Genomic DNA, 20649 nt, shown 5'->3' on the forward strand with positions numbered 1-20649 from the left:
GTAGCTTAGATGCTCAAAGGGCGAGGCAAAAATCCCCAAAATATGCTAAAAACTCTCAAAAAATGGCTCGATCGAGAACGCCGAGTATTGATTACTGCGAGTGCAGTTGCCGGTACGGTGATTGTAATGCGCTGGTTTGGATTTTTGCAGGTGTGGGAATGGGCTGCTTTCGACCACTTTGTGCGCTGGCGGCCGGCCGAACCAATTGACTCGCGCATCGTCATTGTAGAAATTAAGGAAGCTGACTTGCAAAAATACGGCTACCCAATTTCGGATGCTGTATTGGCCCAGTTGCTGCAAAAATTGCACGCTGGCAAGCCGCGGGCGATCGGCCTCGACGTTTACCGAGATTTGCCAACTCAACCGGGTAACGCCGAATTGCTCAAAACTTTTCAAACTATTCCCAACTTAATCGGCATTGAGTTGATGCCAGACGAAACCAGGTTCGGAGTTCGGCCACCTCCGGTACTTGACAAGCTCGATCGAATCGGTTTCAACAACGTTGTCATCGACGCTGACTCAAAAGTGCGCCGAACTGTGCTCTACGGTTGGCCAGGAGACGGCAAAACTCATCAAAGCTTCGCTCTCAGACTGGCTTTGCTTTACCTCGAAAGCGAAAAAATTTCCCCTGAACCAGCAAAAGCCAATCCTAAATACTTGCAGTTAGGCAAGGGGGTTTTTCGGCCTTTTCAACCGAATGACGGTGCTTACGTTCGATCGGACAGCCGCGGCTATCAAATTTTGACCAACCTGCGCGGCCCGCGAGGCAGTTTTCGCACTGCATCGATGAGCGACGTGCTTTCTGGCAAAGTACCTGCTGATTTTGTGCGATCGCGCGCTGTCTTGATCGGCTCAAATGCCCCCAGCCTCAAAGACTTTTACCAAAATGCTTACAGTTCCGGTTTGTTTGGTCCTCCCGAGCAAGTACCGGGAGTCGAACTTCAGGCTCATTTCTTGAACCAAATTTTAAGTGCTGCCCTTGACGGGCGGGGGGGTATCAATGTCTGGCCAGAGGCTGCGGAGTTGCTGTGGATTTTATTGTGGTCTTGGGCGGGAGCAAGTGTGAGCTGGAAGTTGCGATCGCTCGGTCGATCGGCTTGCTGTTTGTCAAGTATCTGTCTCGGTCTGAGTGCCAGTTTATACTTAGCATTTTTAGCCGGTTGGTGGCTGCCGTTAATTCCTCCAATCCTCAGTCTTTTGGGTTCTGGCGCCGCAGTTGTGGGTTATCTAGCTCACTTGCAAGAAGAATTAAAACGCTCTAAAGAATTTTTACAATCGCTAATCGATACAATTCCCGACCCGATTTTTGTCAAAGATCGAAATCACCGCTGCGTTGTTTTGAATCAGGCATATTGTCGGTTTATCGGCTATCCTTTAGAAATTTTAACCTGCCGCACAGATTACGATTTATTTCCCCAAGCCGAAGCCGATATATTTTGGCAGGAAGACGAATTAGTATTGCAAACTCACCAGCCGCGAGAAAATGAAGAATATTTTACTGACGCTCACGGAATTACGCATCTGATTGCGACTAAAAGATCCCTGCATAAAGATGCTGCAGGCAACCTATTTTTAGTCGGAGCGATCAGAGATATTACCGAGCGTCAACTCCGGGAAAATGCCCTAGAACAAAAAAATGCTGAACTCAGCCACCAAGCCGATCACGATGCTCTCACTGGTTTGGCCAACCGCAAAATGTTTTACGAATGCTTGGATCAGTCTCTCGAAAAAGCATCCAGCAATCAGGAATTGGTAGCTTTACTGTTTTTAGATTTAGATGGATTTAAGTCAATCAACGACACTCTCGGACACAATGTGGGCGATTTGCTCTTAAAAACAGTTGCCAGTCGGCTCAAAAAATCCTTGCGCGGCAGCGATACTATCTCGCGGTTGGGAGGTGACGAATTCACAGTCATTCTGCCCGCAATTCCCGGTCGCGAGGAAGCTGCGAAAGTGGCTGAAAAAATTTGCGATGCCATCATGCAGCCTTTTTTTTTAGAAGAACATACAGTTTCTGTTACTACAAGTATTGGCATTAGTTTGTATCCCATTGACGGTCAAGATCCAGAGATTTTAGTCAAGAATGCTGATGCTGCCATGTATCGTGCTAAGGAAGGCGGAAAAAATCAATATCAATTTTTTTAATTAATACCAGTTTAAAAATAATGCAACTGTAGGTAAGCTCCAAACCGCGAGCTTTATAAGTTATTCCCAATTCTTCAATTCTTTAATCTAAAATCTCAATACTTCGGACAAAATTTGAGCAATTTTTATACCTCAAACCTTAATTCAGCCGTCCGGGCGATATTCTTTTCAGGCGTCCCGCGTACACCAAACTTTGAAAAAATAGCTCGCTCCAGAAACCGTAAGCCCTGTAAGCTTTTTGAAACCGTTCAAAAAAATGTCCGAAGTATTAAAATCTAAAATTTAAAACTCTATATTATAAAATTAGATCGTCTGTCATCTGTCATTAGATAGACTTACAAAAATCTAAAATTTATGAGAGCAAATTGCCGTCTCATCTAAATGTTACAAAATATTAATAAATCAAAACCTGAGACCGGAGACTAAATTAAAATCGCCGAAAAGCCTTGACTTAAAAGAGTTTACGTAAACTGAGGAAAGTTAATTAAAGGAAATATAAAGATATCAGTGGAAGTACGGAAATTGATCGATATAATAGCTGGTAAGGATGTGCATCTACTACGGTGATTTGAATAAGGCTGTGAATACTATGCGTACTTTGATTCAGCTTACAACAACGGCAACCCTGGCTGCCTGCCTGCAACTGAATACAGTCGGCACCGCAAACGCGGCTCGACTTGCAACCAACTCAACCACCAACTTAACAAAAGACCGTAGCTTGCGGGGCGGAACGCCATCGACCTCCACAGTTTTGACGGTTGCACCAACATCTAGAGTTCCAAATAATCCCAAAAAATACGAACCAGACCCGAACGGGAACCCCAAAAGTGACGGTACGGGGACGCGCTGACCCCAATTTTTCAATTTTCTATTTGCCCAGATTTGTACCAATTGCATTGGTTAATTAAAGTATGCCTGCACCAATCTGGCTCGGTGAGGGGATAGTCCACTCGGTAGTGACCGCCGCGGCTTTCCGTGCGAAACGCAGCGCTTTTGAGAATTAAGTAGCCGATGTCCAATAAATTGCCCACTTCTCCCCAATTTCGCAAAATCGAGCTATTCTGGGCATCCGCAGGCGAAAAATCAATCATTTGTCCGGGCCGTAAATTATCAAGCGTTTGACTCAAAGCCAACGAAGCAAATTCTTGCCGCCAAATGTCAACTTGGACGATCGCACTCTCCAAATCCCGCTGTCCCCGGCAAATTCCCGCACTCTGCCACACCAAATTCGGCAATTCGACCCGCAACTTTTCGATCGCCTCAATGTCGTTGGCACAAATGGATTTTTCCAAGATTTCCCCTGCATCGAACTCATCTGCGAATGCCTCGGGCTTTCCACCTTCTACCTGCAAAAGTCCCATCTGCGCCCCAAAAACCAGACATTCCAGCAGCGAATTGCTCGCCAACCGGTTCGCGCCGTGTACCCCCGTGCTCGCAGTTTCTCCCACCGCGTACAAACCCGGAATCGAAGTTTGGTTAAACTTGTCAGCCACAATCCCTCCCATCCAGTAATGGGCGGCGGGCGTCACCGGCACCGGTTCGGAAAAAATATCAATTCCCCAATCAGCGCACACTTGAATAATATTCGGAAACCTGTAGCGCAGTCGATCGACAGCAATCGGGCGCATATCCAGCCAAACATGAGGTTCTCCCGTCTTCTGCAAGTGGCGGAAAATAGCGCGGCTGACAACATCCCGAGGGGCGAGTTCCCCGCTGGGGTGAGAGTCAAAAGCAAAGCGATATCCCTTACTGTCAACTAAATGAGCTCCTTCTCCCCGCACCGCTTCGCTAAGGAGAAACCGAGGCGCGCCCGCAGTGCTCAGCGCCGTCGGGTGAAACTGCACAAATTCTAAATCTCGCAGCAGCGCCCCGGCGCGCCACGCAATTGCCACCCCGTCCCCGGTACTTACCGACGGATTGGTCGTTTGAGCAAAAACCTGTCCGCCGCCGCCTGTCGCCAGCACCACAACCTGGGCCCGCAGCCACTTGACTTGCGAGCCGCAAATCGAGCTAATGCCCTGACAGCGCCCGGTTTCGTCTAGCCACAGACTCAAAGCAAAAGCAGGGGATACGAGTTGAATGTTTTTGCGACTCAATACTTTTGCTGTCAGCGTACCGATCACGGCTTTGCCCGTAGTGTCGGCGGCGTGGAGAACTCGGCGGCGGGAGTGGGCGGCTTCTAGGGTGAGGGCTAAATCTGGGCCGGTGCGATCGAATGCAACGCCCATTTTGACCAGGGAGTCAATGCAAGCTGCGGCTTCCTCTACTAAAAATTTCACCGCATCCAAATCGCAAAGACCGGCTCCGGCAGCCAGTGTATCTTGAATGTGCAGCGCTGCGGAATCTTCAGGGGCGATCGCCGCAGCAATCCCTCCTTGAGCCCAATCACTAGCAGAAACAGGCAGGGTATTTTTATTGATCAAGCCCACCTGCAAATGCTCTGGGAGGCAAAGTGCCGTGTACAAACCGGCCGCGCCAGCACCTATCACCAATACGTCAAATTTGTCAGTCATAAGTCTGCCGCCAGTCAATTTTAGATTTTAGATTTTAGATTTTAGATTTTAGATTTTAGAATTGACTCCACAGATGAATCTGGGGACTTAAACTAATGGCAGTCGATCGATGTTAGATTTTATATTTTAGATTGTAGATTAAAGAATTGAGTCTACAGATGAATCTGGGGAACCCGCTTATTTCAATCTCGGGAATTTTGGTCGGTTTTTGCCGAATGGTGGTTGAAAGTAAGTCTCCAGAAATTAAAGGCAGAAGTCATCAGCCTGTAGAAAAAAATCTTTTCTTTCTGCCGAATGCCTTCTGCCAAATGCCGAATGCCTTCAAATGAGGCCTGCTGCTACCTAGTCGTAGAGACCATTATTCAACCTGTTGTCTCCTTCAATAAAGACTGATTCGACATTAGTTACGGTGAATTTGTCCATGTTAGCTTGCAGCACCTTTTTCTGAGCTTCCGTCAAGTCTGAAATGTTGAGTACGTCCTCAACTTTTTCGTAAGGAGCATTCTTAATAATTAATCCAGCTAAAGTCGGATACAACCCTCGAAATTCCCGAAAGTTCCGGACCGCGCTGTTGTTCAAATCAAGTTTTTTGCCGTATTCTGTGGCAAGCTTGTCATCGGCGCGATTGGTTCTAGCGGGAGCTTCAACGGCTATGAGCGAGGATGATGGCAAGACGATACGGCTCAAGGTGGCCGCGATCGCGCTTTGGTCTCCAGCCCATGCAAAGCAGCCCAGCACTAAGCCCAATACTGCCAATAGACGACCCAATCGTTTCATGAAGTTTTGTCTCCCAAATTTCATACACAGCATTTATGTAGAGACTACCATTTTGCTTATGCAGTTTTTCAGATAAATCCGCAACAGCTAGACGGCTGTTATAAACTTTACATTTAGCTCTTGACACCACGAACGATATATGATAAGCGAAGTCTAGGCATCGCAGGCAAGTCGATCGAAGGCGCTGCAAATTTAAAACTGGGACTTCCATTTTTCAGGGTTAATTTTTTGCCCCGCACCGAATTGTCTAGCTATCGAGAACTCTCTCCTCTGGTTTTGAGAAAAGCGTTCAAGTCAGCATAAGTACCGCCGTAAGTCACGCTGGGAGTGTCGTAACCCTTCAAAGCAACGGTGTGCTGCTCGAAAGCGTCCTGGGCCCCCAATTCCGTCAGGTATTTATAGGTTGTTTCTCCCACAGCGATATCCTTGCCGATTTGCTTAGTGCAAGACTCCAAGCGAAATGCTGCGTTTACAGTATCTCCCAAGGCGGTGTAGTCCGATCGGTCGCTACTGCCAGAATTTCCCACCATTGCATAACCAGTATTGATTCCGGCCCCGACTCGCAAAGGAAAAGGCAGGGGGTAACGGCTGCTGAGTTCGTCTGTTGCCTTGTGCAGTTCGCTCAAAGCTTGGCAAATCCGCATCATTTCCTCGCTGCTGACACCGCTGGTTTTGTGGAACCAGACGGCCATGATCGCATCGCCGATGTATTTGTCCACCCAACTGCCGTGTTCGCGAATTATCTGTCCTGCTTTGCGGAACCAATTGCCGATGACTTCTGAAAGCAGGGTTTCGTCTAGCTGCCTAGTCAAAACTGTAAAGTCTCGGATGTCCATTACCATGACGCTAATCAGGCTCCGCACCGTCAAAGTCGCCGTAAAATCTTCAGAGTCTGTCTCGTGTATGGGATCGTGCCGGTAGCCTGCGGTTGGGTTGTAGAAGTCCAATTCGGTTTGACCGAAAATAATCCGATCGCCATTTCTGAGAGTGACAGGAATACTGACGCGCCGCCCGTTGACAAAGGAACCGTTGCGGCTGCCCAAGTCGATCAGATAGAACTCTCCTGTCTCCATTTGCTGTAACATCGCGTGATTACGGGAAATCCAGCGATCGGTCAGTACAAAATTATTGTCATCGCTCCGCCCTACTGTCCAGCAATTGCTGCCGGAGAGCGGCAAGTAGCGATTGCCGCTTTTCTCTGTACGAAGTACCAAATGTGGATTGGCTTGCAAAGTCACCACAGCCCTAAAAACGACATCAAGTCAACCGATTTGAGGTTTTAAACTTTAAATTTTAACTTTACCGCGCGGCTTATAACTGAGATTGCTGCTAAAAAACCTCAAATCGGCTGTTCTCAAATCTAAAAATTGTTTAGTCGATCGTCGATGCACCAAACCATACAGGATTGCCGAACCACAATTCGATCGCCAGCGAAGGTAGTTATGGTTCGATCATAAGCGAAATTGTCATATTTTTCACGCCAAAGATGTATTTGGGGAGTTAAATTTGCTGCTTGTTGCGAAAAATATAACTATCTACCCAATATTCTACCTAATGTCGCCTAGCGCACCCAGAGCCAAGTTTTATTTATGCTGAGGGGGCAGAAAAAAACTGAAAAAAGGCTCTTCGGCTCAAACCGAGAGTTGGACTAAATCGGCAAATACTTTCCTACACTTATCCATAGTTAATCTTTCAGAGGAAGTTCTATAGAACCCATTTGAGATATTTTTAGGGGGTAACTGGAGCAGCAAGCAAGTCGTTTGAGCATCAATCCGATCGAACAAAGCTTGAGCTTGGCATTGGCAGCTTCGAGTGTGCGGTCAAAATTTTTGACTAAACTCTTGCATCGCTCTACCCAAGCATTCGATCTTTCAATCACCCCGGAAGGCTGCAACCGGAACAAATCCCGATTGTCATGAAAGCCTCCTTTTGAGCTTTTGATGGCTTGGCCGAGAGTTCAAACTGGATCTTGGTCATAATTTGAGGATAAATCTGCTCCAATGAGCTCGTCAGTTTTTCAGGATGATAACCACGATCTACCAAGATGGTAATCTTCGGCAGTTCCAGCGGTTGAGATTTGAAGTAATCGATATTTTGGGTCAGCATTTCAATCAACCCCGAGGGTCATCAGATACGCTGGCAGGAGTGCAGTGGGTAAAGAAGGGGAAGCCCAATATATCAACTGTGAGATATCTTTTAATCCCATTTGTCGTCTTGTAAAAACAAAACTCTTTCGACTCAATCCCTGCATTACAGGTGTTTTTCACCCATGAGTGAGTCAATCATGATTAGAGTTGTCCACTGAGGCTTTTTTTTTACTTGTTCCCGCACTCGTCCATGTAATTCTGTCATGATTTTGTCTAATATCTCATCTTCACACCACTGTTTGTAATGCCAGAAGACCGTTGAATAGGGTAGAAAATCTTTGGGTAAGTCTTCCCAGTTGCAACCATTCTTGAGTTGATACAATATCCCGTTGAGAACTTGCCGCTTTGTCCGCACTGGGGGTCTTGTTTTCTTCTTGTTCGGTAATAATGGCTCGATTATTTCCCACTATGAGTCTGTTACGTCGCTTGAATACCCCATTCACTCCCCCCTCTGCTTTTAATCCACCACTTTTAGCTATCCTACCCGATTGGCAAAAAGATATCAAATGGGTTCTATAGAATTCTTTGGGATCTTTTTGGGATAGTTTTCGATTTTTTTCTGAGCTATGTTCTATTTTAATATCCGTTAAATTATGATAATTCAGTTGTTTCGATAGAGTCTGAGCGGCGACTAAGGCATCAGGCCCACACGCAAATTTTTGAGCCGATAATTCCCGAAGTTTTTTCTGGCCTTCTTGTTCGGCTTTTTCCACTTTTTTTTCTCATTGCCGTCGATCGGACTGGCGACGAATGTCACTTCTACTTTACTCAATGCTTTGCTGGACGAGGAAATTCAACCTGTGCGGGATATTCCCTGTAGCGGTACGGTAACGGTTTTAAAATACGGGCCACAGCAGCGGGTTATCTGCAAATACAAAGACGGACGCGAAGAGGAGATTTCACGTGAGCAATATAAAGATAAAGCATCGATTTCTGAGGAAGCGGCTTTAGGTTCTGTTGGGGATGCAATTGTCAATTCAGAAATCAAAGAAATCGTTTTCGAGCATCCGAATCTCGAATTGTGTACCAATGGTGTAGAAATTATTGATTCTCCCGGATTGAACGAACAAGCGGAACGCACGTTAGTTACCGAACAGGTTCTCAAAACAACTGATGCGGTGATTTTTTTGACTCACGCTCAAAATGCTTTGACAGAAAAAGAGCGGGAACTGCTGTTGTATTTGAAAAAAGAGTTGAATCCTGGAAAAGATAATGAAGGTGCGAAAAGTATTTTTGTGTTAGTTAATTTTGCTGATTTGCTGCGTCGGGAAGAAAGTCGCAAACAGGTAAGACAAAGGGTAGAAACAATTGTTAAGAGTCAAAATACGATCGCTGCTGAAAACCGGATTCATTTTATTTCGGCTCAATCTGCACTTGAGGCAATTTTGGACGGGACGGAAAATGAGTATCTGAACTCTTTTCAGGATTTTACCAAATCTCTGGAACAGTTTTTGACAGTTGAACGGGGGGCGATCGCACTTCAGCAGTCGGCATCTGGAATGAAGCAAATCATTGACACTGGCTGCGATGAATTGACTCAATATAGGGAAATGCTAGAAGGAAAGTTGACAGTTTCTGAAGGAGATAAGGCGAAGATTTTTGAACAAATGGCGGAAGCAAGCGGTCGCGATGTGAAAATCAAACTTTTTTTAGCGGATGAATTGATGGAGCAATCTGTACAAGAAGCTATTGAATCTTGGAATGAATGAATGGGTGGAAGGATTGGGAGAACGCCTGATGGCAAAAAGTCATCGCTGGACTTCCGAACACGGACACATCATGAGTCAAGACAAGCTGACTAAAGATTATGCAGATCAATTTGTACGAGACATCACCGAAGAAATTGATGACTGGGGAAATCAAAAAGTACAGTGTATTTTAAAACAAAATATGGGATTGCTAGACAGCAAAATCGGTGAAGATATTTATGCAATACGGCAACAATTTCAACAGTTTGACAAGCAACTCAGCACTAGCCTTGTCGCTGAATTCAATAACTTAGGAACAGCAGGTAGCTTAGGCGGAATTGGCAGCAGTGGAAGCGGAATAGCTTCATCAATTGGCGAGATTGAGGATGGTGGATTTTTTGGGGGTTTATGAATTGGTGCCGCCGTCGGTGCTGCGTTGCTATTTTTTACAGAACTTGGTTTTATTGGAGTTGTTTTGGGTGGCTTAGCTGCGGGTGCTGGTGGAGGTTTGGGCTGGAGTTTCTTAGATGGCGACGCCGTTAAAGCTCAAATCAAGGAAAAAGTTTGTGAGTTAGGGTTTGAGAATTTCGATGAATCTTCACAGTCTATTTTTGATAAGATACACGAAAGAATTATTGCATTATTCGAGAAGCGAATTGAGGCGAGTAATGGTGTGATGTCAACAGCGATCGCGCTGTGGGAGAATTTGTTAGAACAGGAAGAAATGCGCGATCGCCAAAATCAAGCAGAATGCGAGACCCAAAAAGTTTGGCTGGCTGACAAACGCCGAGAAATCGAACAAATACAGAATCAAATTTAGGCTATTTTGAATCAGAGCGATCGCTAATTCAATGAGACATGATACGGAGGACACGGCAGTGCCCTTGGAATACCCCGATTAATTGTAGGGACACGGCATTGCCGTGTCCTGACTGCGGGTAATATTAATTGCGATGCTACCGGATTTGATATAAAAGGTAAGCGCAAAAAAACCATAGTACCTTGTAAATACTATGGTTTTTTGGGCAATGACCTACTTATGACTGCGATTTTTATGCCAAAACTGGCACGGGTTGCGGCCAACGTCCCATGACTTTACCAATCACCGCCAATTCTTCCATCAACTTGTCGAACTGATCCGGTGTTAAAGATTGCGGCCCGTCAGACAAAGCTTTTTTCGGATTCGGGTGCACTTCAATCATCAGCGAATCTGTACCCGAGGCGATCGAAGCAAACGCCATTGACGGTACAAACTGCGCCCAACCGGTGCCGTGACTCGGGTCAACCATCACGGGTAAGTGAGTCAGGGTTCGCAATACTGGTACTGCGGACAAATCTAGCGTATTGCGCGTATACTGCCTGTCATACCCGCGAATTCCGCGCTCGCACAAAATCACGTTCGGATTGCCAGAAGCCATGATATACTCGGCAGCCATCAACCATTCTTCAATGGTGGCGGAGATGCCGCGCTTCAGCAAAACTGGTTTGTCTTGAGCTCCGACTTTCTTCAACAGCGAGAAATTCTGCATATTTCTCGCCCCGACTTGAATCACGTCGGCTACTTCTACGATCGCACTTAAGTCGGCCGCATCCATAACTTCGGTGATAATTCCCAAACCGCTGGCTTCTCGGGCTGCAGCTAGCAATCCCAAAGCACTCTCGCCGTGGCCTTGGAAAGCGTAGGGGGAAGTTCTCGGTTTGTACGCGCCACCGCGCAGAAAATGAGCTCCAGCAGCTTTGACGCGCATTGCCGTTTCGACAATCATTTCTTCGTTTTCGACGGAGCAAGGGCCTGCTACGATCGCGATCGGGTGATTTAGGCCGATCGTCACAGTTCCTAAAGGAGTAGAAACTTTTACTGCGCTGGGTTCTCCTTGGCGGTACTCCAGAGAAGCGCGTTTGTAGGGTTTTTCCACGCGCAGCACTTCTTCTATCCAGGTGTTCATTTCGCGCAGTTGCATCGGTTCGAGATCCACGGTATCGCCTACCAAACCCATGACGGTTTTGTAACGGCCGACTATTTTTTCTGGGATCAAACCCCAGGTAGTGCGGAGGTCTTCGTCTAGTCGATCGATCTCGGCTTCTGGAGTGCCGGCTTTCATTACAATAATCATATTTTTTTTGCCTTTTCAGTTGGGCTAGACACGGATTATGACACGGATGCACTGAGAAAAATAGATGCAATGGGCGATCGAGAATCTATTTATATCAGTATTTTTAGCATTGTTGTGGGGCTGGTTCTTGTTCCCTCCCCAAAAACAAATTCTAGATGGTTAACACCTTAGTTGTTAGCTAATGACTAATAACTAATAACTAATGACTCATGACTAATTTTTTGGCTTGGCGGCGCGCCACGCTTCTCGCATCCGTCCAAAATTGGTATTAAATTCTTCCCACCCCAGAGTGCTTCCTGAAACTTCTTCATCCCAGGAAGCCGAGAGGACTCCGTAACTCAATCCCAGAACCCCTAGACCAAAACAGCCCATGCTTACCAGCAACACTGCTGTATTGGGCAGGTCAAACAAGTCGTTGCTGACTACCAAATAACTCACAAAAAATGTGGAAATTCCCAGGATGGTCGGTATGCCGCAGAATACCGCTATGCGGGATATCATGCGTTTGCTAACTGCTTCTGGGATGGATTGCGCCTGTTTTCCGGTTTTGTTAGCTTTGGGCTGCTTGTCGGCAGAATCTGACTCTAAGGCTGCGTTTGCTTCAGATTCTGGGGGCTTTTTAGGCGTTTTTTTACGATTTGTTGCCGGTTCAAAGGGCAAGCGCTGGCGGGGTGGTTCGGAGGACATATTTTATCTCTGACCTGAAATCTCGAACATTTTTCAATAAGTCTTGGTGTTTGTCCAAGATTAAAGAATATTGTCGCAAATTTTGGCTTTGGTGTTTAGCCGCGAATGCCTAGACGGGCAATCAATGCTTTGTAGCGATCGACATTTTCGTTTTGGATGTAGGCCAGCAGGCGCTTGCGGCGGCTGATCATCATCATCAAACCGCGCCGGGAGGCGAAGTCTTTTTGGTTGATTTTCAGGTGGGCGCTGAGTTTGGTGATGCGATCGGTCAGCATGGCGACTTGGACATCTGCTGAGCCGGTATCGGTTTCATGGGTTTGGTAATCGCCCATGATTTCTAGTTTGCGCTGTTGTGTAAGTGGCATGAATTGATTTTATGTTTTTTTGTACGATGTCACAATCTGCAATTGTACCACAGCCGCACCGTGAAGGATAAAATTTTTCGCAGGGATGGGTTGGTTTTTTGAGCACAATAGACTTGAATTGCAAGCCCTACTTAGGACGGGCCCGACGCCCATCCCACAATTTTTGTCCTGTGGGATGGGCGTCGGGCCCGTCCTGGGTGTTTATTCCCGGTGGCTGGATGTTGTAGGCGATTATCGGCTTAAATAGGCGATCGCCTCGCGTATCCAATCATCGGCATTACCTTTGGCGGACAAAGTGCTGTCTTGACTGAGGGTTTGCAGCGCTTGCAAGACTTCAGCCCCAGTGTATCCCATCGCCAGCAGGATCATCTCAACTTCTTCTTGAATAGCTGGGGGGACTCCGGCGGCGACTGAAGTTGTCAAACCTGCTTGCTGTCGCCATTCCGAGAGTTTGCTTTTGAGTTCGAGGGCGAGACGTTCTGCGGTTTTTGTACCCACGCCCGGAGTTTTGGCGAGGATGCGGGTGTTACCGCCGACGATCGCCTGGACTAAATCTTGCAATCCTAAAGTATCGAGAAGTGCGATCGCCAGTTGAGCACCCACACCGCTAACACTCGTCAACTGCCGAAACAAATCGCGTTCGGCCGCGCTGCCAAAACCGTACAATACGATTTGGTCTTCCTTAACTTGCTGGTGGGTAAATATTTGGGCGACTTCGCCGGAGGCTGGCAATTGACCGGTCACGCGGGGCAAAATTTGGATTTCATAGCCGATTTGATTGACTTCGAGAGTCAATATGACGCGGTTGCTGCCTTTGGCGATATCGGCGACTGTGCCTTTGAGATAGCTAATCATAAAATTAATAATAATACACCGCTATTGGCTTTCATCAAACTCGGCGATGATGCTGCGGATTTCGTTGAGACTCATATCTGTTCGATCCGATTTTGAGTAAATGGTTAACAAAAGTACGCTGACGGGCGATTCAATCTGATAAATCATGCGATACCCTGCACTTTTCCCTTTTTGGATGTTGCTGTTTTTCACTCGGACTTTTAAGATGATATAATCTTCGCCCATTCCGGGAATGCGATCGCCAATAAAATTGCCAGCCTGTAGTTGCTCAATTACTAGCCCAGTATCTAGCCGGATTTGGCGAAATCGTTTGGATAATTCACGCAAATTTCGCTTATACTCAGGCGTTAAATCGATCTGAACGAGCTCGGATTCATTCGACATCGATGCCCTCCCACATTTGAGAAAGAGGTATTCGCTGCCCAGTTTTAGCTTCCTGCAACGCTCTTTTGAGACTGGCTTTTATTTCTGCAACTGGAGTATCATCTGGATCTTCTTCAGATTCATCTATAGGTTCGGAAAGGAGAATAATTCGTAGAAGAGCGGAAATACCGAGTGTTAAAGGTCGATCGAGCAATAATTGACCTTTTTCGGCATCGATTCTCTCCCACAGTTCAGAGATTGGTCGGGTTTGTCCGGCTTTGGCTTGCTGTAATGCTTTTCTGAGAATGGCTTTTACTTCTTCAACTGGAGTATCGTCGTGGTCTTCTTCAGCTTCATCTGTAGGTTCCTGAAAGAGGAGGATGATTCGCACGGGGCCCGGATTGTCTAGTGTTAAAGGTCGATCGAGCAATAATTGACCTTTTTCGTCGATCGTTCCTGTGACTTCAAAGGCTTTCATGTGTTTTACCTTGATTTTTTGAAATTAATACTATTATATAACCCTGCACCAGGGAGTTTGTTTTTTTAAGTCAAAATAAGATGATGTTTAACCAAAGACAAATCCGTCTTACCAAAATTCACAACCAAAGCCACATTGAAATTTTCCAATGATTTGACAAACCACATAATTTCATTAGAAGCTTTGCTTTCATAGTGATTGAACAAAATAGAAAATCGGTTTTCCAGCTCTGGTTTGACTTTGCCCGAAAGCAGTACAAGTTTCATCAGTAAACCCATTGTCCTGCTGGCGCCTAGGTTGTACACCAAATCGTAAAAAACGTAGTGGCTGGGATGTTGAGAATTTTCCACTACTAAGAAGTTGAACAACTGGTGGCAAGTACGAACTAACAATGGATTATTGAATTTCACCGAGTCATTTTCTCGCAATGTATTTTTGATTTGTTTGTACAAACGGTCATTAAATTGACGACCGCCGTATTCTGGTTCGATCGACGATATTAAATATTCATATAAATCCACTTTAAATGAGGCGTAAGATGGAGTTTTTCTGGAATCTCTCAGGAAAAATTGAGCCGCTTCTTTGTAGCTGCGATCGCCCGTTACTTTTCCGGCAAATTCCCTGACAGCTAAGTGCAGTTCCGCATCGTTCAAAAGTGTGGGATTAGCCGCACGCTGCACAATTCCTATTTCTGTATTTCTCGGCTCAACCATATAATTCAAATATTGAGACAAATGTGTTTCAAATTGTCGGTGTCTTTGAAAAGCCAGTTGTTTGATGGTTTGTTGGTCTTCCTCAATGCTGTCCTTGCTCAGCAGAGAATGCCCGTACAAATAAGGATACCGACAGATCAATTCGCCCAAAGGAGAATCAGTATCTTGTTTCTGCGGTTCCGCCTGTCTATCTAAGGCTTTTACTAAACGCTCTAGGGTCTGGAATTCTTCACTTTTAGTAAAGAAGGCTATTTGTTCTTGCAAGCGCTTGACTATGTAAAATTCCATCCCGAATCGGGGAGAAGTCTGCTTAAATAAAGCTACCAACTTTGCGATCGCGAATTGGTTTTGTGAATGCAATTGCCAGCGGTTGATCGGGATGTAGCAGCAGCGGTGGAGGATATATTTAAAGTGCTGATCCGATCGCTTGACGGAGACTAGACTGTACAAAGTTGCTTCAATCTCTCGATCGGGATAGCCCATGCCGTCTATAAATAGCTTTCGGAACCGCTCGATCGCCTGTGCGGGGGATTCTGTTTCCACGCAGGAGACGATGTGATCGTACAATTTCTGTTCGTTGCTGCCAGTTGGAATACTCTCTGAGGGCGGGGTGAGAATGCTGCTATCTGCACCGGTCTCTGCGCTGCTGTCTGCAACTTGTGCGACAACGACTGTCGGTTGTTCCTGAAAAGTTCGATCGGGATTCAAGAACCAATAGTGTTCTTGGCTTAATTTTTTGTTTGCCGCCCAATCCAAAGCTGACTGCAAACTTTCCCCGGTCAATAACTGCGATTCATCTTCGCGGTCGGAAGCCAGCCATGCTGCTAGCGCCAAACGGTACGGAGCCAATTTTCCCAGTTCTTTTTCCACCCAAAACCGATTAAAAACTGACTGATAAATTAGGTTGGCAACTATTAATTTACCCTGAAATTTAACAACCAGTCCTGACATTTGCAATTCGATTTGTTCGGGAGAGTAATCGGCAGGTACTCCTTGCGATTCCCCCGGTGTTGTAGGGTCGGGCGGTTGCAAAACTTGCTGGTACAGCGTTAACAGCCGGGTGAGGTCGCAACGGCTGTGGAAAATGCGATCGCGAATTGCTGTCAAATGTTGGGTTGCGTCCCGTTGTTCCCAATTTTTAATAATTCTGTGTTTGATCAGTTTTTCCACCTGCTGGGCTTCGGAATTTCTGCCAATGAAAGGCCCGTATTCAAGTACCAAGTGGCAAACCTTTTGAGTCAGAAACGGTTGACCGCCCGTCCAAGCTAAGATTTCTTGGAGCACTTTTTGGGGGCGAAAAGCTTTGAGTGCTAATCCTTTTGCTAGCGGCAAACTTTCGTGCAGTTGGAATCGACTTAAGTTAATCGGCCGTCCAATATTAAAAGGATTGCAGCTTCGATCTCGGATCGATTCTGACGGGGCTGCTACTCCCGTAACAGCAAAAGTCAGGCGATCGTATTCCGGTTGCTCTGCCCGCTTGGAGTAACAAGCCCGGATCAAAGCAAAAAAATCGCTGGTACTGAAATTTAGGCGGCTGGTGCTGTCAATGTCATCTATGAAAATTACCAGATTTTGCCGAATTGACTTGAGCAAAACTTTTTCGATAAATATCTCCAATCGCTGCACTGGCGACAGCAGTTCGCGATCGTTCCACCACTTGATGGCATCAAACCTGTTTGTGATGTGCAAACTGCTTGCCATGCGGTACATGATTCCGGCGTACCACTTTTGGGGGGAGATATCTGGGCTGCTGATGCTTCTCAAGTTGACGGCGGCAAAAACTGTACCTTCTGCTTGCAACATTTTGGCCGTTTGCACTAGCAGGCTGGACTTTCCCATTTGCTGCGAACTCAACACGTAGCAGAAGTCTCCGGCTTTGAGTCCTTCGTAGAGTTCGCTGTCGGCCGATCGCCTGACATAGGTGGGCGCACCGGCAGGCAAATATCCTCCGACTTGATATTGGTAGCTTGAGTTGATTTCTGCTATTTGGGAATTCATCAAGATGCTTCGCCCCTATGCTGTGCGATCGAAAGGTTACAAATTGCAATTATTGCCAGCTTACTATGGTGGAAAATTTTTGTTCCTGTTTCTCTATTGTCCACTAATTCACTTTTCTCCTGCTCAATCTTTACCGTATCTTTGCAAGCGTTCGCCGCAAATCCTACCATCGGCTGAATTGTACCCCGGCAATTGATTCTTTACGCTCGTTCACATAATTAGATGAATTTTCACTCGATCGGATTGAAAACGCCAAAACGCCATTTAATTCACATTTATTTACAATTTTATTTTAAAATTCACCCGGTGGTATGATGTTGCCAGGGAAACTCATAACCGCAGCGCTGTCAACCTTCTGCCTTCCGATCCGGCTGCCTTCTGCCGGAGGCAAAGGATCGGCAAAGACTACCAATAAAAAACCCCAGCGTTTTGCTGAGGACTGCTTGAGTGGGAGATATCGTTAATCTGCGTTTTTTTAGTTGACTTAGATTGCATGGAATTCCACGCTGCTGACACTCCCCGGACTTCCGCAAGCGCGGGGATTTTTAAGGACAAACTTGTTGGAATAAATCCACAAAAAGTTTAATTCTTAAAGGCGTTGTCAGTGCCCGGCCAACCACTCGCTCAACTATAAAAGTAAAGTCTGTGGCTAATTGTAGAAGATGCGCCCTGATGGCTTAACTACCCGATGGATTAGCACCCTGATGGCTTAACTCCCTGATGGATCGACGCCCTGATGGCTTTCGCTCCACTACCCAAAAAATTCTGGTTGGTGGATGATCGTGGACATTAGTAACACGTCACTTCCGGCGTTTCCGATCGCAAGCGGGTGTGCCTGTCTGAATTGATTATGGCAGGGAGATTTATCAGAAGACAAGTGGGCTATTGCATCAACCCACTTCTGACAAATCGGGTTAGCAAAAAAGTGTCAATCTACGCAAATCAGGGTCATCGAAAATGAAAAACAGCATCTTAGTATTAGGGGTAATTAGCTCGGCTGGCCTCGGCTTATTCCATGCAGGCAGCGCCAGCGCTTTGGCGATCGCCCCACAACCAAAAGTAGCCAGCAGTGTGACGGCTTCTGGAAGCTATCCCGACTTCAACTACACTGGAACGAATGAAGATGGGGAGCAAGAAGAGGTAAAGACAGGTAAAGGCAGGAAATAATTGGCGCTCTTGTGTGGTTCGTTCTCAGCGGTTGTGGTTGTGGTTGTGTTTGTTGTCGAAACCGCCTTGCATCGAGGCGGTTAAAACTCGATCCCAATATCAGTGTACCTAATCCCGGGGGTGGGACTCAGTTTCAGAGAACGGTGAATGGGAAAATAAATAGGTAAGGCGAGTCTGTCGGTGGAGTTTCCCCGCCTATCAACTTCCTTACCTTCTGATGTTCGGGATTCGGATCTGGCACAATCGTATTTCATCTCGTAAAAACCCAATGGAAAATACTATCGAAACTACCCGCAGACAGCGCGTATTGACAAGAACCCAGGAACGGCGTCAGGCGACACCCAAAGAAAAACAGTTAATTCACCTGCTAGCCAATATGGCTTGCAGTTTGATTAAATACGACTACAAACACGCAGCGGGGAAGGGAACCCTCCCGCCTTCGGAAAGCAAGCGTTTAGCGGAATGGCACTACCTGCGAGTTCAGCAAATTCGCCGGATCGAACGCTCGTTGGAACCCGTAGCGACCCTCAAGCGCGTGTACTACAAGAGCATCCTCAGTCCGAGGGATCTGAAGTCTTTGAAACTTCTGTGGCTTGAAGAGGACAAAAACCGCGTCAAACGGGTCGATCCAGACTTGGACGACATCCTCAGCGAAGCTTTGGATCGGGGAGATACTTTAAAACAGCTATTTCACTCGATCGAAGTCAAAGAACGCACCTTTGCTGCAACTCCTCGCCCCGGCGCCGTGCCGCTTTGGGTCAAAGAGTGGGAAGACTCGGAATATGACATAAACTTTTTTCCGCCTTCTTTCTCTGCATGGGTTTCGATCGTGGACGACTAGGTTCAAGAAAAACTCTTTTACATGGCATCGATCGTAAAAATCAGATGGTAAACATATTTGCTATTGCTGCCATTGGCGAAGAGGGTGGGGGCGATCGGCTAAACTAGGCTGCGTGCAAGGCAGGCATCCGAGTACAGAGAAGTGAATCGGAGTCAGTACCATTGTACAATGGGGGAAAACCAGGGCTTCAGCTAATAGCTGAGAGCTGATAGCTGATAGCTGATAGTTTCTCATGACTGACTCGATTTCTACTTCTCCATTAGACTCGGCGGCCGATACAGCCGAACTCCGCTCTCAGTTGAGGTCGGGTTCGGAAAAAACTCAACTGCAACTGCTGCAACAACAAATAGCAGATTCCGGTTGGGATGTATTGATGGAATTTTTATTAGAGCGCCAGTCAGAGGCACCGACTGCGGTAATGGGTAAGGCTTACCAAATTCTTTACAGTGCTGGTTCTCCGAGAGTGGCGGAGTTTTTGCAAGCGAATTTTCCGACTGGGGTTGTGCCGCTGCGATCGGACTCTAACATTGACTACACTCCACTGCAACAGTTGCTGGCATTGCAAGAATTTCAAGAAGCCGATCGCTTGACTTTAGACAAGCTTTGTGCATTGGCGGGCGAGACGGCTGCCGCGAGAAAATGGCTGTATTTTACGGAAGTAGAAAGTTTGCCGGCTGCAGATTTGCAAACAATTAATACGCTGTGGAAAGTTCATTCTGAAGGCAAATTCGGCTTTTCGGTACAGCGGGAAATTTGGCAGAGTTCGGGCAAGAATTGGGATAAGTTGTGGCCGCTAATTGGCTGGAAGAAGGGAAATAATTGGACGCGGTATCCGCAAGAGTTTATTTGGGATTTGAGCGCGCCTAGGGGTCATTTGCCACTGTCGAATCAGTTGCGGGGCGTGCAGCCGTTTTCGGCTTTGATGGCTCATCCGGCTTGGTTAAAATGAAGGGTTTGCGATTTTTCGGGGAAGGTGGGGCGGGGCCGATGGCAGGCCCCATAGTTTTGAGCGGGGAAATCGGGTTTGAAGATTTAACCGCAGAGGGCGCTCTTGGCACAGAGGTAGAGGAATGAAGAGAATAGGGGCGATCGTACTTCTAGGAAAGTTGGGAAATTTTGTATAATTGATATTTGAGTTAATTAGCGAGAGGGCTGGGAGTCATGGTAGGCATCGGAACCAAACTCACTTTAGCAGAATTTCTAGCTTTGCCCGACGGAGATATATATTGTGAGTTTGTAGATGGTGAAGCGGTTCCTAAAGTGTCTCCAAAATTTTTTCATTCCAGTTTACAGGGAGCTTTGTGTCGCCTGATTCGTGTATGGTGTAAAGGACGCGGGCGAGTGCTTCCAGAATGGGCAATTTTGTTAAAACGTCAGGATAAAGATTGGGTACCTGTTCCCGATTTAACCTACATTTCTTATGCGCGTCTGCCGAAAAGTTGGCGGCGAAATGAAGCTTGTCCCGCAATTCCTGAACTGGCGATCGAGATTATATCGCCCGATCAAAGTATGAAGGAATTTGAAGAGAAGGCGAAAGATTATTTGGCGGCGGGTGTTCCGCGAGTTTGGGTAATTGATCCAGAAGCTATTTTAATAAGAAGCTTTTTCCCCGATGGTTCGAGTCAAGTTTATACGGATAATACACCGATTGTGGATGAGTTGCTGCCTGGTTTGGAGTTAACGACTCGGCAGATTTTTGAAGAAGCCGAATTGATTGATTGATTGAGGGCGATCGGACTATGGTTTTTTGGGGCTTACCCGTTATATCAAATCCGGCTGCGCCGGAATGATATAGAGG

At 46.5% G+C, this 20649-nt stretch carries 22 protein-coding genes and 1 pseudogene; 10 read left to right on the plus strand and 13 right to left on the minus strand.

Translation table 11 applies throughout. The features are described 5' to 3' along the window. Positions 1 to 9: 9 nt before the first annotated feature. Both QUA56_RS05575 and QUA56_RS05580 read left to right on the plus strand, forming a co-directional pair. On the plus strand, positions 10 to 2145 hold the full coding sequence (locus tag QUA56_RS05575; protein WP_333354332.1) for a CHASE2 domain-containing protein: 2136 nt from the start codon (positions 10 to 12) through the stop codon (positions 2143 to 2145). 589 nt (positions 2146 to 2734) lie between these two features. Further along, positions 2735 to 2995 (plus strand): hypothetical protein, encoded by a 261-nt coding sequence (locus QUA56_RS05580; protein WP_333354335.1) that lies wholly within the window; start codon positions 2735 to 2737, stop codon positions 2993 to 2995. A gap of 10 nt (positions 2996 to 3005) precedes the next feature. Here the strand turns inward: QUA56_RS05580 and nadB are convergent, their stop codons facing one another. The 5 genes and pseudogenes from nadB to QUA56_RS36735 form a co-directional block, all read right to left on the minus strand. Continuing rightward, a complete protein-coding gene (nadB, locus tag QUA56_RS05585) occupies positions 3006 to 4658 on the minus strand; it encodes an L-aspartate oxidase (protein WP_333354337.1) in 1653 nt (550 codons plus the stop codon). A 342-nt stretch (positions 4659 to 5000) separates the two neighbouring features. Continuing rightward, entirely contained in the window at positions 5001 to 5435 is a 435-nt protein-coding gene (psbU, locus tag QUA56_RS05590) for a photosystem II complex extrinsic protein PsbU (RefSeq protein WP_333354340.1), read from the minus strand. Between the two features lie 251 nt (positions 5436 to 5686). Continuing rightward, positions 5687 to 6676: an adenylate/guanylate cyclase domain-containing protein gene (locus tag QUA56_RS05595; protein ID WP_333354343.1), complete on the minus strand. Its 990-nt coding sequence runs from the start codon at positions 6674 to 6676 to the stop codon at positions 5687 to 5689. Positions 6677 to 7310: 634 nt separating this feature from the next. After that, positions 7311 to 7541 carry a hypothetical protein gene (locus QUA56_RS05600; protein ID WP_333354347.1) on the minus strand — a complete coding sequence of 77 codons (231 nt, stop codon included), beginning with the start codon at positions 7539 to 7541 and terminating at the stop codon, positions 7311 to 7313. A gap of 303 nt (positions 7542 to 7844) precedes the next feature. Continuing rightward, positions 7845 to 7937, minus strand: a pseudogene (locus tag QUA56_RS36735) (transposase); the annotation flags it as partial. A 370-nt stretch (positions 7938 to 8307) separates the two neighbouring features. Here QUA56_RS36735 and QUA56_RS05610 point away from each other — a divergent pair. Genes QUA56_RS05610 through QUA56_RS05620 form a run of 3 tightly spaced genes read left to right on the plus strand, consistent with a single transcriptional unit; the run spans position 8308 to position 10090 of the window. After that, positions 8308 to 9291 (plus strand): dynamin family protein, encoded by a 984-nt coding sequence (locus tag QUA56_RS05610; protein ID WP_333354352.1) that lies wholly within the window; start codon positions 8308 to 8310, stop codon positions 9289 to 9291. Further along, positions 9284 to 9682, plus strand: coding sequence for a hypothetical protein (locus QUA56_RS05615; RefSeq protein WP_333354355.1), 399 nt, complete (start codon positions 9284 to 9286; stop codon positions 9680 to 9682). The genes QUA56_RS05610 and QUA56_RS05615 overlap by 8 nt, the downstream gene beginning before the upstream one ends. A 24-nt stretch (positions 9683 to 9706) precedes the next feature. Then, entirely contained in the window at positions 9707 to 10090 is a 384-nt protein-coding gene (locus QUA56_RS05620; protein WP_333354358.1) for a hypothetical protein, read from the plus strand. 232 nt (positions 10091 to 10322) lie between these two features. Here the strand turns inward: QUA56_RS05620 and aroF are convergent, their stop codons facing one another. From aroF to QUA56_RS05655, 7 genes are all read right to left on the minus strand, one after another. Further along, complete coding sequence (gene aroF / locus QUA56_RS05625) at positions 10323 to 11384, minus strand: 3-deoxy-7-phosphoheptulonate synthase (RefSeq protein ID WP_333354361.1); 1062 nt, start codon at positions 11382 to 11384, stop codon at positions 10323 to 10325. A 213-nt stretch (positions 11385 to 11597) separates the two neighbouring features. After that, entirely contained in the window at positions 11598 to 12071 is a 474-nt protein-coding gene (locus tag QUA56_RS05630) for a PAM68 family protein (RefSeq protein ID WP_333354364.1), read from the minus strand. 95 nt (positions 12072 to 12166) lie between these two features. Next, on the minus strand, positions 12167 to 12436 hold the full coding sequence (gene rpsO, locus QUA56_RS05635; RefSeq protein ID WP_333354367.1) for a 30S ribosomal protein S15: 270 nt from the start codon (positions 12434 to 12436) through the stop codon (positions 12167 to 12169). Positions 12437 to 12667: 231 nt separating this feature from the next. Next, positions 12668 to 13291, minus strand: coding sequence for a Holliday junction branch migration protein RuvA (gene ruvA / locus QUA56_RS05640; protein ID WP_333048677.1), 624 nt, complete (start codon positions 13289 to 13291; stop codon positions 12668 to 12670). A 21-nt stretch (positions 13292 to 13312) separates the two neighbouring features. Further along, positions 13313 to 13675, minus strand: a complete 363-nt coding sequence (locus QUA56_RS05645; RefSeq protein WP_333354370.1) for a type II toxin-antitoxin system RelE/ParE family toxin — start codon at positions 13673 to 13675, stop codon at positions 13313 to 13315. Further along, positions 13665 to 14132, minus strand: coding sequence for a type II toxin-antitoxin system RelN family antitoxin (locus tag QUA56_RS36740; protein WP_445242873.1), 468 nt, complete (start codon positions 14130 to 14132; stop codon positions 13665 to 13667). The genes QUA56_RS05645 and QUA56_RS36740 overlap by 11 nt, the downstream gene beginning before the upstream one ends. 65 nt (positions 14133 to 14197) lie before the next feature. After that, on the minus strand, positions 14198 to 16843 hold the full coding sequence (locus QUA56_RS05655) for an AAA-like domain-containing protein (protein ID WP_333354373.1): 2646 nt from the start codon (positions 16841 to 16843) through the stop codon (positions 14198 to 14200). 957 nt (positions 16844 to 17800) lie between these two features. Here QUA56_RS05655 and QUA56_RS05660 point away from each other — a divergent pair. Both QUA56_RS05660 and QUA56_RS05665 read left to right on the plus strand, forming a co-directional pair. Then, positions 17801 to 18010: a hypothetical protein gene (locus QUA56_RS05660; protein ID WP_333354376.1), complete on the plus strand. Its 210-nt coding sequence runs from the start codon at positions 17801 to 17803 to the stop codon at positions 18008 to 18010. A gap of 268 nt (positions 18011 to 18278) precedes the next feature. Next, complete coding sequence (locus QUA56_RS05665; protein WP_333354379.1) at positions 18279 to 18851, plus strand: hypothetical protein; 573 nt, start codon at positions 18279 to 18281, stop codon at positions 18849 to 18851. Between the two features lie 60 nt (positions 18852 to 18911). Here the strand turns inward: QUA56_RS05665 and QUA56_RS05670 are convergent, their stop codons facing one another. Then, a complete protein-coding gene (locus tag QUA56_RS05670; protein ID WP_333354381.1) occupies positions 18912 to 19085 on the minus strand; it encodes a hypothetical protein in 174 nt (57 codons plus the stop codon). On the opposite strand from QUA56_RS05670, the gene QUA56_RS05675 reads away from it, so the two are divergent. The 3 genes from QUA56_RS05675 (at position 19084) to QUA56_RS05685 (ending at position 20573) form a co-directional block, all read left to right on the plus strand. Further along, positions 19084 to 19800 carry a GUN4 N-terminal ARM-like repeat domain-containing protein gene (locus QUA56_RS05675; protein WP_333354384.1) on the plus strand — a complete coding sequence of 239 codons (717 nt, stop codon included), beginning with the start codon at positions 19084 to 19086 and terminating at the stop codon, positions 19798 to 19800. The genes QUA56_RS05670 and QUA56_RS05675 overlap by 2 nt on opposite strands. Then, on the plus strand, positions 19797 to 19925 hold the full coding sequence (locus QUA56_RS05680) for a hypothetical protein (RefSeq protein WP_333354387.1): 129 nt from the start codon (positions 19797 to 19799) through the stop codon (positions 19923 to 19925). Before QUA56_RS05675 ends, QUA56_RS05680 begins: the two co-directional genes overlap by 4 nt. 87 nt (positions 19926 to 20012) lie before the next feature. After that, on the plus strand, positions 20013 to 20573 hold the full coding sequence (locus tag QUA56_RS05685; protein ID WP_333354388.1) for a Uma2 family endonuclease: 561 nt from the start codon (positions 20013 to 20015) through the stop codon (positions 20571 to 20573). Positions 20574 to 20649: the final 76 nt, after the last annotated feature.

The sequence above is a fragment of the Microcoleus sp. N3A4 genome (assembly GCF_036701805.1).
Lineage (GTDB): Bacteria > Cyanobacteriota > Cyanobacteriia > Cyanobacteriales > Microcoleaceae > Microcoleus.

Excerpts from the sequence above, each read along its gene's own strand:
- QUA56_RS05670 (WP_333354381.1), bottom strand. The coding sequence starts at position 19,085 with ATGAGAAACTATCAGCTATCAGCTATCAGCTCTCAGCTATTAGCTGAA.
- psbU (WP_333354340.1), bottom strand. The coding sequence starts at position 5,435 with ATGAAACGATTGGGTCGTCTATTGGCAGTATTGGGCTTAGTGCTGGGC.
- QUA56_RS05630 (WP_333354364.1), bottom strand. The coding sequence starts at position 12,071 with ATGTCCTCCGAACCACCCCGCCAGCGCTTGCCCTTTGAACCGGCAACA.
- QUA56_RS05580 (WP_333354335.1), top strand. The coding sequence starts at position 2,735 with ATGCGTACTTTGATTCAGCTTACAACAACGGCAACCCTGGCTGCCTGC.
- QUA56_RS05645 (WP_333354370.1), bottom strand. The coding sequence starts at position 13,675 with ATGTCGAATGAATCCGAGCTCGTTCAGATCGATTTAACGCCTGAGTAT.
- rpsO (WP_333354367.1), bottom strand. The coding sequence starts at position 12,436 with ATGCCACTTACACAACAGCGCAAACTAGAAATCATGGGCGATTACCAA.
- QUA56_RS05615 (WP_333354355.1), top strand. The coding sequence starts at position 9,284 with ATGAATGAATGGGTGGAAGGATTGGGAGAACGCCTGATGGCAAAAAGT.
- QUA56_RS05685 (WP_333354388.1), top strand. The coding sequence starts at position 20,013 with ATGGTAGGCATCGGAACCAAACTCACTTTAGCAGAATTTCTAGCTTTG.
- aroF (WP_333354361.1), bottom strand. The coding sequence starts at position 11,384 with ATGATTATTGTAATGAAAGCCGGCACTCCAGAAGCCGAGATCGATCGA.
- QUA56_RS05680 (WP_333354387.1), top strand. The coding sequence starts at position 19,797 with ATGAAGGGTTTGCGATTTTTCGGGGAAGGTGGGGCGGGGCCGATGGCA.
- ruvA (WP_333048677.1), bottom strand. The coding sequence starts at position 13,291 with ATGATTAGCTATCTCAAAGGCACAGTCGCCGATATCGCCAAAGGCAGC.
- QUA56_RS05655 (WP_333354373.1), bottom strand. The coding sequence starts at position 16,843 with ATGAATTCCCAAATAGCAGAAATCAACTCAAGCTACCAATATCAAGTC.
- QUA56_RS05600 (WP_333354347.1), bottom strand. The coding sequence starts at position 7,541 with ATGCTGACCCAAAATATCGATTACTTCAAATCTCAACCGCTGGAACTG.
- QUA56_RS05675 (WP_333354384.1), top strand. The coding sequence starts at position 19,084 with ATGACTGACTCGATTTCTACTTCTCCATTAGACTCGGCGGCCGATACA.
- QUA56_RS05660 (WP_333354376.1), top strand. The coding sequence starts at position 17,801 with ATGAAAAACAGCATCTTAGTATTAGGGGTAATTAGCTCGGCTGGCCTC.
- QUA56_RS36740 (WP_445242873.1), bottom strand. The coding sequence starts at position 14,132 with ATGAAAGCCTTTGAAGTCACAGGAACGATCGACGAAAAAGGTCAATTA.
- QUA56_RS05665 (WP_333354379.1), top strand. The coding sequence starts at position 18,279 with ATGGAAAATACTATCGAAACTACCCGCAGACAGCGCGTATTGACAAGA.
- QUA56_RS05575 (WP_333354332.1), top strand. The coding sequence starts at position 10 with ATGCTCAAAGGGCGAGGCAAAAATCCCCAAAATATGCTAAAAACTCTC.
- nadB (WP_333354337.1), bottom strand. The coding sequence starts at position 4,658 with ATGACTGACAAATTTGACGTATTGGTGATAGGTGCTGGCGCGGCCGGT.